Origin of the sequence: Allocoleopsis sp. (assembly GCF_036703385.1) — a bacterium.
Lineage (GTDB): Bacteria > Cyanobacteriota > Cyanobacteriia > Cyanobacteriales > Coleofasciculaceae > Allocoleopsis.
Genome location: NZ_DATNPA010000562.1, coordinates 1 through 4,191 on the forward strand (window position 1 = coordinate 1; position 4,191 = coordinate 4,191).

The window sequence follows — 4,191 nt, forward strand, 5'->3', positions numbered from 1 at the left end:
TCATCCTTGTGGGCACTGGCTTTGTATTTGAGCTGCTCATCCTTAAGTCAATGGTTAATGGAGCAACTCAATCGCTGGTTCAATTTTGCTCAAGCGTCGCTCTACGCTTCAGCGAAGGAAGTTGAGAGCGATCGCAAGGGGAAAGAAGCTCAAAACACCTTGTATGCCTCAATTTTCAGTATCGTACCCTTCTTAATGGCGGGAGGTTTGTGCAACTGGGGCGTGGAACTCAGTCTCGGTCGCAGTTGGGCGATTAGTATGGGTATTCTTGCCTGTATTGGTTGTGGGGTTTATGAATTAGGGCGTCGGGATGGACAGTCGAATTAGGGGTTAGCCCAAAGATGGGCTGAAAGTGGACAAGTTGAAGGTTGAAAGTTAAAAGTTGATCAGTTGGAAGTTAGAACGACAAGCTTAAAATTAAGTCTACTGACTTATAACCCTCAACCTTCAATCTTCAACCCTTTAACCAATGGAGTTCCCTGTTTATTTGCCGATTGGCTCTTGGCAGATTCATCCTCATTTTCTTTTTGAGTCTTTAGCGTATTTGATCGCCTTTCGCCTAGTCCTACTCAATTGTCGAAAGGATACCATCGCTCCTACTCAGCGCAGTTCGGTAGTGGTTGGGGGATTAGTTGGTGCACTAGTCGGAGCCAAACTGCTGGTTTTACTACAGCATATCGATTTGTTGTGGCAAAATTGGCAACAATTCTTATTGCTATTTCTTCAAGGAAAAACGGTTGTAGGTGCGCTGTTAGGGGGCCTCATTGGCGTCGAACTCACTAAAAAAATGATTGGCGTCACGCGCTCAACGGGCGATGTCTTTGTCTATCCGCTGATTGTAGGGACAGCGATCGGACGGGTTGGGTGTTTTTTGACGGGATTGAGCGATCGCACCTATGGGGTTGCCACTACATTACCCTGGGGGGTAGATTTTGGAGACGGCATTTACCGACATCCTACTCAGTTGTATGAAATTATCTTCTTGCTGAGTTTGATGGTATTTCTCAAAATTCGTAGCCGCTACCAATGGAAAGAAGGTAATTTATTTAAGTTTTACATGATTGCTTATTTAAGCTTTCGCCTAATGATTGATTTTATCAAGCCAGATTTTCATCCGATACTAGGCGTCAGTGCAATTCAGATTGCTTGTATTTTAGGGATTATTTACTATCATCGACGTATTCCCCAGATGTTTACTTTTGTAGCTGAGTGACTTTACCAAAGAATTATTTTGAAGAGGCTTACCATGAGAGAGTCTACAGCGGAATATAGTACCAGACTTGATGAAATAATTCAGATAGGGAAGTTAAAAGCGGAATACAAAAACCTTCTTCTGGAAATTGCTGATTTAGGAGAGAAAGCTTGCAGGTCAAGACTTATTGTGGGTTTGGGATGGGGGGAAGATGCCAATGGAATTATTCTTGATGAATACGAAATCCTGGATACTCAGGGCGAGTTATTGTATCTAACAATGGAAGAGACTCGTTCCTACCTGTATAACTTAATCGAACAAAATGATTCCAACAAAGGACTTAACGATATCATGCCGAACAATTTATCTTCATAGCTATGCCTACTAGACCCTACCTATTTTATGCTTTGACCAACAGTGTTTGCTGTAAGTGTTTGGTGAAAGTAGAAGCAAAAATTATTTTTCGGGATGAGTGCGTTTATTTGGTTAAACATTGTCCCACACACGGGCATCAGGAAGTCCTGATTGCTGATGACATTGAGTATTACAAGCAATCCCTGGAATTTATCAAACCAGGGGACATGCCACTAAAATTTAACACCCCTATTAAATATGGTTGTCCCTACGATTGTGGACTTTGCCCCGATCATGAACAGCATAGCTGTCTGACTCTGGTAGAAGTGAGCGATCGCTGCAATCTTTCCTGTCCGATTTGCTACGCAGATTCCGGTGTTGAAGACATTTCTCCAAATGGGAATCAACCCCGACGCCACCGCAGTTTAGAGCAAATTGAGAGGATGTTAGATGCGGTGGTGGCGAATGAAGGGGAACCTCAAATTGTGCAGTTGAGTGGTGGCGAACCCACTATTCATCCAGAGTTCTTTCAAATCTTAGATATTGCTAAAAGTAAGCCGATTCGGCATTTGATGATTAATACCAATGGGGTGAGGATTGCCAAAGATAGAGCTTTTTGCGATCGCCTCAGCCAATACATGCCGGGAATTGAGGTTTATCTGCAATTTGATAGCTTCGAGGCGGCAGCGTTGCAGGCGTTGCGGGGGACAGATTTGCGAGACGTTCGAGAAAAGGCGATCGCACATCTCAACGAGTTCAAAATCTCCACTACCCTAGTTGTCACCCTTAAAAAAGGGCTGAATGACCACGAAATTGGCAGAATCATCGAGTATGCCTTGCAGCAGCGATGCGTAAGAGGTGTAACTTTTCAACCGATTCAAGCGGCGGGACGCTTAGAGGGATTTGAAGCAAAACGCGATCGCTATACTCTCACCGAAGTTCGTCGCTCCATCTTACAGCAAAGTCCCTATTTCAAACCCGAAGATATTCTCCCAGTTCCCTGCCATCCCGATTCTTTAGCTATGGCGTATGCACTGAAACTGAATAATCAAGTTATTCCTTTAACGGGTTTAATCCATCCAACTGACTTTGTGCAATGGATGCCGAATAGCGTTCTCTACGAACAAAATGAAGAACTCAAACGTAAGATTTTCAACTTATTTTCAACAAGTCATTCTCCTCAGTCTTCAGTAACCTCATTAAAACAGTTACTTTGTTGCTTGCCAATGCTACCTGTCCCCGAAGGAATTACTTATGAAAATATATTCCGGGTGATGATTGTGCAGTTCCTCGATCCTTATAATTTCGATGTGCGATCGGTGAAGCGTTCTTGCATTCACATTGTTCACCCAGATGGACGGATTATTCCCTTTGATACCTTTAATATGTTTTATCGAGAAGGTAGCGCTGGTCATCTTCTCGTTACTAACCGTTCTTTCTAATTTAGGTTATTTTTTAATTTATTAGAAAATTATAAAATTAATGTCACCCCAGAATGAATTAAGAGGCATATTTTTAGGCATTTCACTGCTTCTAGGAATGCACTTTGCTGCTTTGTTCTGTATTCTTGCTATTTCACTGATTATTAGTATTATAACCACACCAATTATCAATAACTATCAATGGGAACTGTTACTAATTTTTCCATTTATAGGAATTGGTATATTTCAGTTTATATACGTCATTCCAGTGAGTATGTGGTTGAAACAGCGTGAAGAATATGCCTTGATGAAAGGAGTGATTATTGGAGCTGTGATTACAGCGTTACTGAATGGAGGTTGCTGGTTATTAGTATCTTCAGGGTCTTGGTTGCGCTAATTTTATTTTTTGTTGAATGAGCCTGAATGATGTAAATACGGAAAACAATCGTTACAGGTAAAGTTCCTGCTGCACCAGTTGAGCAAGTTTTTTCGCAGCTCCAGATTGACCCCGAACGCTACGAAGGCGTGATCGCATCTCTTCTAACTTTTCCGGATGCTCTAAATAATCAACAACTCTTTGTGCGACTTCAGAAGGCTGAAGTTTACCAAACAATTCCGGTACTATCTCGCCCTTTGCCCAAATATTAGGCCATGCAAATAAACGGTTCTGCCGCAAAATTAGCTGGATCATAATCAAATTAATAATCCTAACCAAACTAGACCCAATTCCAGGCAAGCGAGCTAAAATTCCAGGCAACCCATCCCAAGCACGCATGGCATCGAGCTGTTGTGTGGGAAGCAACACAATCATTGGCACAGCTAGAGAACCTAACTCTGCCGTATTCGCTCCCACAGTGGTCAGGCAGAGGTGACATTGAGCCAATAAATCATAAGCGGGAAACTTTCGCCAAAGTTCTATACACAAACCACTGGGTGTTTTAAGCAAGGCTTTGTCCTGGGAATCAGATGTTGGGACAATCAGTTCAGCTTCACCCCATCCCAACTGCTGAATCAGGGGATTTTGTTGAGGATTGGCAAAACGAGCCAGCGTTAAAAAATCCAATGTTGGAGCAACAGGAATCACAAAGCGAGTTTGAGGTCTCCTTTCGTGGATGTGTTGCGCGATCGCTAAACTCAAGGGTACACCCTGCATGAGTTTGGCTGGTTTTGACCCAGGTAGCAATCCGATGAGTTCAGTTGGGGGTTGAAGGTTTGAAGGTTGAA

At 42.8% G+C, this 4,191-nt stretch carries 5 protein-coding genes and 1 pseudogene; 5 read left to right on the forward strand and 1 reads right to left on the reverse strand.

Translation table 11 applies throughout. From position 1 onward, the window contains the following. From V6C93_RS27400 to V6C93_RS27420, 5 genes are all read left to right on the forward strand, one after another. Window positions 1-327, forward strand: a 327-nt coding sequence (locus tag V6C93_RS27400; protein ID WP_333479839.1) for a hypothetical protein, incomplete at its 5' end; no start/stop codon positions are given. A 142-nt stretch (window positions 328-469) separates the two neighbouring features. After that, complete coding sequence (locus V6C93_RS27405; RefSeq protein WP_333479840.1) at window positions 470-1,213, forward strand: prolipoprotein diacylglyceryl transferase; 744 nt, start codon at window positions 470-472, stop codon at window positions 1,211-1,213. A 33-nt stretch (window positions 1,214-1,246) separates the two neighbouring features. Beyond that, the gene (locus tag V6C93_RS27410; protein ID WP_333479841.1) at window positions 1,247-1,567 is read left to right on the forward strand and encodes a hypothetical protein; all 321 of its coding nucleotides are present in this window, start codon (window positions 1,247-1,249) and stop codon (window positions 1,565-1,567) included. A 2-nt stretch (window positions 1,568-1,569) separates the two neighbouring features. Further along, the gene (locus V6C93_RS27415) at window positions 1,570-2,988 is read left to right on the forward strand and encodes a radical SAM protein (RefSeq protein ID WP_333479842.1); all 1,419 of its coding nucleotides are present in this window, start codon (window positions 1,570-1,572) and stop codon (window positions 2,986-2,988) included. Between the two features lie 40 nt (window positions 2,989-3,028). After that, window positions 3,029-3,364 (forward strand): hypothetical protein, encoded by a 336-nt coding sequence (locus V6C93_RS27420; protein ID WP_333479843.1) that lies wholly within the window; start codon window positions 3,029-3,031, stop codon window positions 3,362-3,364. Between the two features lie 51 nt (window positions 3,365-3,415). On the opposite strand, the pseudogene V6C93_RS27425 reads toward V6C93_RS27420, so the two are convergent. Beyond that, a pseudogene (locus tag V6C93_RS27425) lies at window positions 3,416-4,191 on the reverse strand (lipid-A-disaccharide synthase); the annotation flags it as partial.

What these genes read in the sequence shown, in the direction of transcription:
- V6C93_RS27405 (WP_333479840.1), top strand. Translation starts at nt 470, where the DNA reads ATGGAGTTCCCTGTTTATTTGCCGATTGGCTCTTGGCAGATTCATCCT.
- V6C93_RS27410 (WP_333479841.1), top strand. Translation starts at nt 1,247, where the DNA reads ATGAGAGAGTCTACAGCGGAATATAGTACCAGACTTGATGAAATAATT.
- V6C93_RS27415 (WP_333479842.1), top strand. Translation starts at nt 1,570, where the DNA reads ATGCCTACTAGACCCTACCTATTTTATGCTTTGACCAACAGTGTTTGC.
- V6C93_RS27420 (WP_333479843.1), top strand. Translation starts at nt 3,029, where the DNA reads ATGTCACCCCAGAATGAATTAAGAGGCATATTTTTAGGCATTTCACTG.